The sequence below is a fragment of the Shewanella chilikensis genome, assembly GCF_002836945.1.
In the GTDB taxonomy this organism is placed as follows: domain Bacteria; phylum Pseudomonadota; class Gammaproteobacteria; order Enterobacterales; family Shewanellaceae; genus Shewanella; species Shewanella chilikensis.
In genome coordinates, this window is record NZ_NIJM01000089.1 from 1 (window position 1) to 5,916 (window position 5,916).

The following is a 5,916-nucleotide window of genomic DNA, read 5'->3' on the forward strand; positions in this document are numbered from 1 at the left end:
GTCTGCGAGGAGACTTGTCCATCCTCTTTATAGACAAACGCCCTAAGCCAAATCGACCTAGGGCGGTAAAAATATCAAAGACCCGATACCCTGTTAATCACAAGGCAGCCCCGCTTAAGTGAACTACGTTGCGCCACTATGCGGGCCTTGCGCATTTCTGCGTAGCTGATAAAACCGCCGCCCGCCAGTTACTACTTTTAAGGGGTGTAGATACACCTTTAAAACGACTGTTAAAAAACATGATCTTCATCAAGTGATAATCATTATCATTCGTATAATATTACGCAACTTTGTTGATTTTGGGAGATATCTGAGTGAAACCGACTTATCTGGCAGTTGTATTGGCGGCCCTGTTGAGCCCGCAGTTGATGGCGGCAAAAGCAGAAAAAACGCAGGAGCCGGCAGCGGAAAACATGGAACGCTTGAGTGTGGTAGGGGTTAGGCAGCGGCTGGAGCAAGCCGGCACCCTGGCCAACACCATAATGAAGACGGAAGTCATCGATGCCAGCATCATAGAAAACAAGAATGCCGTTAACCTGTCGGAAGCCATAGATAACTCTCCCGGGGTAAAAGTCTCCAACGAATGCTCCATGTGTGGTGTGAAACGCATCATGCTCAACGGCATGAAAGGGGAGCAAACCACGATTCTGGTGGATGGTTTGCCGGTGCATACCATGATTTCCGGTTATTACGCCGTCGATGCCATTCCCACAACCGGAATTGAACGCATCGAAGTGGCCCGCGGCGCCGGTGCTTCACTGATTGCCCCTGAGGCGATTGGCGGCACCATCAACATCATCAGCTATGAGCCCACCGAAAACGGTGCCGAGCTGGACGTCGCCGCAGGTGAAAATGGCTATCGCAAAGTGGGCTTTCTCGGCAAGGGCGTCAGTGAAGACGGCCGCACCCGGGCGACGCTGGTGGCTCAGTATGACGACAGAGATCAGTTCGATGCCGATGACAACAAGGTCAACGAGGCGCCACTGCAGGAAAACCGCAGCGTAACCGCCAGAATTTCCCAGGATATCGGCGACTTTGACAACCTGGTGCTGCGAATTGCCAATATCCAGTCGGAGATCTTCGGTGGCCCCATGCTGGGCAGCAGCTTTGCCGATGGCACAGCTTCCAGCATAGGCAATGTACTCTCAGGTTTTGATGATAAGCCCAGTGAGCCGCAACAGCTGTTTGAAGATGGTGATATCCGTAATCCCTATACCGGCAAGGCCTGGGAAACTACCGAATGGATCAAGACAGAGCGTAACGAGGCCTCGCTGGCCTGGCTGAAAGAATTCAACGACGACTGGAACATGCACCTGGCGGTAAGCTATGCCGAGCACAAGCAGGACTCCTTCTACGAAGGGTTTGACTATACCGCCGATGACAAGATGTGGTTCTTCGATGCCAGATTCAATTATCTACTTAACGACAGCCATCTGTTGACCTTTGGTGCCGATCTACGTACCGAAGAGATGCGATCTCACTCCCGCGCCGGCAGCGCCAACCCTGACTATGTCTCCGACTCTTTTGACTATGACGTCAAGGGCCTGTACCTGCAGGATACCTGGCAGGTGACCGATGACCTCGAAGTGGCCATGGCGCTGCGTTATGACAGCATCACTGCCGACTTTACCGACCCCAGTAAACCGGGCACAGAGCTGGATGAGTCGATACTCTCGCCCAGAGTCGATATTCGCCTGCGTCATAATGAGCTGTGGACCTCGCGTTTGTCTGCCGGTCGTGGCTATCGGGCACCGCTGTCTTTCTTCGAGACTGATCACGGCATTCTGGATGGTTCACTGGGGTTTGATATCGACATCGATGAACTGGAGCGTTCCAACTCGGTGAACTATGCCCTGAGCTACGAAGGTGACAGACTCACCTCTACGGCTTCCGTGGCCTGGACCGAAGTCGAGCATCTGGCGGCGCTGACCACCAACGACCAAGGGATCCCATTGCTGACCCAGCTGGATGAGAAGGCCAGTGTGGTGACCACAGACATCGCTCTGGGTTATCGTCTGACCGATGACCTGACGGTAAACCTCACAGGTGAGCACTTCGACTATGACTCGGTATTCAAGTCTTCCTATGCCGTGGCACCTATCGAAGAGCGAGTGACCCTGAGTGTGGATTGGGACGTCAACGACTGGGAGTTTTTCGCCAACCTGGTGTGGATTGGCAGCCGCGATCTGTCGCAGTATGGCTATGAAGGTTACAACCGCCTGGATGCCAACGGTAAGGTGGATCCCGACTCGAAGAAACGTACTGATGCGCCGTCCTACTTTACTCTGGACTTACGTGCCAGCTATCAGTTCAACGACAACCTGTCCTTCTATACCGGGGTCAGCAACCTGTTTGACTACACCCAGGCCGGTGACGAGGAAAGCCCCTTGTTCTATGACGCCGAAGGTGCCTTTGATGTGGGTTACATCTATGGTCCACTGCGTGGCAGAGAGATCTATGCCGGCATGAAACTGGTGTTCTGATTATGAAGCGCCTGGCTCTGGGATTATTGCTGCTGAGTGCCATGCCGTTACAGGCCTCACAGCTGACTCGCGACTATCAGTTCCAGCCCCTTCGCGGGCAAGAGCAACAGACGCTGGCGCATCTCGAGGGCCAGAGTGCTGTACTGATGTTCTTTGAGCCCGAATGCCCCTGGTGTATCAAGCAGGCGGCGGTACTGAAAAAGTTACATCAGCAGTGCCATGGTCATCTGCAGCCGGTGGCGCTCGGCGTCAATGGCAATCAACTGGCCCTGAAACGGGCGCTGTTCCGCCTCAACTTTCCGTTTGAGGCTTATAGAGCGCCAATGGAGCTGGTCAGGGACATGGGCGGCATTCCTGCAACCCCTATCTTGTTGCTGCTGGACAGCAAGGGCAGGCTGATTAAGGGCTATCGTGGTTTGACCGGGGAAGCCGAACTGCAAGCGCAGCTCTGTCCGGCGGCTTGAGTGAGCACAATTCAAACCTGACCCCATCGAGATAAAAATGCCCGGCATCGAGCCGGGCATTTTGTTGTCAATCTTAAAACCTCAACTATGGCGTTGGTGATTTTTGGTGGCTGTTTGAGTGCCCTATTTCAGGGCTGTCAAACTCAGGCGCTTTAATCGTTAATCCTTGACCGCCAGCAGTTCTCTTATTTGGGCGCCGACATCGCGCTGGAATTCATCGGCCTGATCGAATACTCCCAACATCTTGATAAAGCCGTGAATCGTGCCCGGGTAGCGCTGATAGTGCACGGCTACGCCGGAAGTCGCCAACTTGTCGGCGTACAGACGGCTGTCGTCGCACAGGGGGTCGCATTCGGCGCAGTAGAGTAAGGTAGTGGGCAGCTTGCTGTGGTCGGTTGCCAGCAAAGGGGAGCAATAGGGGTGAATGGCATCGGCCGGGCTGCGTAGATAGTGGTTCCAGTAGTACTTCATACTGTCCTTGTGCAGCAAAAAACCTCTGGCGTATTTCTCGGCCGAGGCAGTGTGCCAGCCGTACTGCACCGGCGGGTAAACCAGCACCTGGCAGGCGAGATCCGCCGAGTCTTCATCGCGGCACCTCAATGCCACCGCAGCGGCGAGATTGGCACCGGCGCTGTCGCCGAAGATACCAATTCGCTTGGGATCCAGTCCCAGTCTCTCGGCGTGTTTGAACACCCACAGGGTTGCCGCGTAACAGTCATCCATTGGGATGGGGAACTTGTGCTCCGGCGCCTTTTGATAGTTGACGGCAATCACCACCACGCCGCAATTCTTGGCCAGTGCCCGGCTGAAGGGGTCGTTGATCTCTATGTTGGACACCATCCAGCCGCTGCCGTGAAAGTAGATCAGCGCCGGTTGGGGTTGCTCGCTGTGTTTCGGGCGGTAGATCCTAACCGGCAGGTCGGCGGTAGGGCCGGGAATAAATCTGTGTTCAACGGCGGCCATCTCTTCCGGTGGCCTGGCCGGGGGAATATCGCTGTGTTCCTGATGACGACCGGCGTCGGGCGTCAGATCTTCATAGGGCGTGAAGCCTGCGGCATAGGTTTGCTGCAGGTAGGTTTCAACCTGGGGATTGAGTGGCATATGGGTACTCCATTCAGCAAGGGGATCAGGCCTTGTAGGTCACCTCTGTGACTCCTTTGAGCCTGGGACGGTTGGCTTCGGCTTGTGTCAGCGGCCTCACTTCCCGAAGGGAGTTGTGGCAGCGCGGCACCAGCGCCTGATATTCCCGGGTATTGAGGCGTTTCCAGTGCAGATCTTGCTCTGTGACATCGCGGATATATCGGGCGGGAGAGCCTGCCAGTAACTGCCGCGGTTGCCCCTGAAAACCGGCTTTGATAAAGCTCATGGCGCCGACTATGCTGTCTGGCCCTATCTCGGCGCCATCCATGATCACGCTGTTCATGCCTATCAGGGCATTGCGGCCTATGATGCAGCCGTGCAGCACGGCGCCATGGCCGATATGGCCATCTTCGGCGACTATGGTGTCTTGATCGCAATAGCCGTGCATGATGCAGCCATCCTGCAGATTGCTGCCGGCCTTGAGGATCAGCCGGCCATAATCACCGCGAAGGGAAGCGTGAGGGCCAACGTAGACATTGGCGCCGACTATCACATCGCCTATCAGTACGGCACTGGGGTGAACAAAGGCGCTGGGGTCGACAACAGGGATCAGACCTTCAAATGCATAACAGGTCATGGTATTTATCCTGGTGGGTTGCAGGGGTGGGACATCCTTGTCCCGGTTGGCGTGCTTTCCTTAAATTATTTGCCTTTCCAGACAGGATCGCGTTTTTCGGCAAAGGCCTGTGGCCCTTCCAGCGCGTCTTCAGAATGCAATACGGAAGGATAATGTTTCAGTTGGCCGCTGCGGATAAAGCGATAGGCTTCTTCCACCGGCATTTCGCTGGTGGTGCGATAAACCTCTTTCAGGGCGGCGATGGCCAGAGGAGCACTCTGGGTGATCTCCTGCGCCAACTCTCGGGCGGTTTCCATCAGCTGGCTGTTGTCCACTACCCGGTTGACTATGCCCCAGCGCAGCGCTTCCTGGGCATCCATGCGGCGGCCGGTCATCATCATTTCATTGACAATCGCAGGTGGGATCAGCTTGGGCAGACGCAGCATGCCGCCGCTGTCCGGTACTATGCCCAGTTTGGCTTCCGGTAGGGCGAAACTGGCGTTGTCGCTGCAGACTATCATGTCGGCGGCCAGGGCCAGCTCGAAACCACCACCGAAGGCATAACCGTTGACGGCGGCGATAACTGGCTTGTCCAGATCGAACAGCTCGGTTAGACCGGCAAAACCACCAGGACCAAAGTCGGCATCCGGGGCTTCGCCCTCGGCGGCGGCTTTCAGATCCCAGCCGGCAGAGAAGAAGCGCTCACCGGCCCCTGTGATAATTGCTACCCGCAGTTCCGGATCATCACGGAAAGCGATAAAGGCTTCACCCATGGCAAAACTGGTCTTGGCATCTATGGCGTTGGCCTTGGGGCGATCCAGGGTGATTTCCAGAATATGGCCATTGCGGCGTATGTGTAACGATTCGTTCATGCTAATACTCCATCTGGATTAAAATATCACTGAGTATGTGCGAAATACAGTTAACGCTTATCGCCAGCCTAAGGCCACAATTATTTATGGCTTAAGCAGATATTACCCAGCTATTACATTTATTGGTAATAAGCAACTTACCAAATACTTTTTGGTTTTTACGGTTTGCTTTTTAAGCCTTCGATATATTGAAGGCTTAAAATTTTAATTCGGTTTATTTTTTTTGCTGATTGTTAGCAAAGACTCTTCTTTTTTATTTTCCCCGAACAAGTTCTCGGTAGACTCTTTCTGATTTCAAGGAAAGAAGGAACTTTAAATTTAGCCATATGTTCTTCGCAATATTCGAAGGGAAGCTGCGATTAAGTGGTCCGCAGCTCCCGATATGACGCCCCAAACCGTCC

5 protein-coding genes are annotated in these 5,916 nt (G+C 54.3%); 2 read left to right on the forward strand and 3 right to left on the reverse strand.

The features are described from left to right. The first annotated feature begins 482 nt into the window (after window positions 1-482). Together CX651_RS19440 and CX651_RS19445 are read left to right on the forward strand one after the other, a co-directional pair. A complete protein-coding gene (locus tag CX651_RS19440) occupies window positions 483-2,483 on the forward strand; it encodes a TonB-dependent receptor plug domain-containing protein (RefSeq protein WP_373296871.1) in 2,001 nt (666 codons plus the stop codon). A gap of 2 nt (window positions 2,484-2,485) precedes the next feature. Continuing rightward, complete coding sequence (locus CX651_RS19445) at window positions 2,486-2,947, forward strand: TlpA family protein disulfide reductase (RefSeq protein WP_101057759.1); 462 nt, start codon at window positions 2,486-2,488, stop codon at window positions 2,945-2,947. 159 nt (window positions 2,948-3,106) lie between these two features. On the opposite strand, the gene CX651_RS19450 is transcribed toward CX651_RS19445, so the two are convergent. The 3 genes from CX651_RS19450 to caiD form a co-directional block, all read right to left on the reverse strand. Continuing rightward, window positions 3,107-4,048 carry an alpha/beta hydrolase gene (locus CX651_RS19450; protein WP_101057761.1) on the reverse strand — a complete coding sequence of 314 codons (942 nt, stop codon included), beginning with the start codon at window positions 4,046-4,048 and terminating at the stop codon, window positions 3,107-3,109. 25 nt (window positions 4,049-4,073) lie between these two features. Next, window positions 4,074-4,664 (reverse strand): carnitine operon protein CaiE, encoded by a 591-nt coding sequence (gene caiE / locus CX651_RS19455; protein ID WP_101057763.1) that lies wholly within the window; start codon window positions 4,662-4,664, stop codon window positions 4,074-4,076. 65 nt (window positions 4,665-4,729) lie between these two features. After that, a complete protein-coding gene (gene caiD, locus CX651_RS19460; protein ID WP_025010097.1) occupies window positions 4,730-5,515 on the reverse strand; it encodes a crotonobetainyl-CoA hydratase in 786 nt (261 codons plus the stop codon). Between the last annotated feature and the right edge of the window lie 401 nt (window positions 5,516-5,916).

Coding starts and splice junctions, on each gene's coding strand:
- CX651_RS19440 (WP_373296871.1), top strand. CDS start 483: ATGAAGACGGAAGTCATCGATGCCAGCATCATAGAAAACAAGAATGCC.
- CX651_RS19445 (WP_101057759.1), top strand. CDS start 2,486: ATGAAGCGCCTGGCTCTGGGATTATTGCTGCTGAGTGCCATGCCGTTA.
- CX651_RS19450 (WP_101057761.1), bottom strand. CDS start 4,048: ATGCCACTCAATCCCCAGGTTGAAACCTACCTGCAGCAAACCTATGCC.
- caiE (WP_101057763.1), bottom strand. CDS start 4,664: ATGACCTGTTATGCATTTGAAGGTCTGATCCCTGTTGTCGACCCCAGC.
- caiD (WP_025010097.1), bottom strand. CDS start 5,515: ATGAACGAATCGTTACACATACGCCGCAATGGCCATATTCTGGAAATC.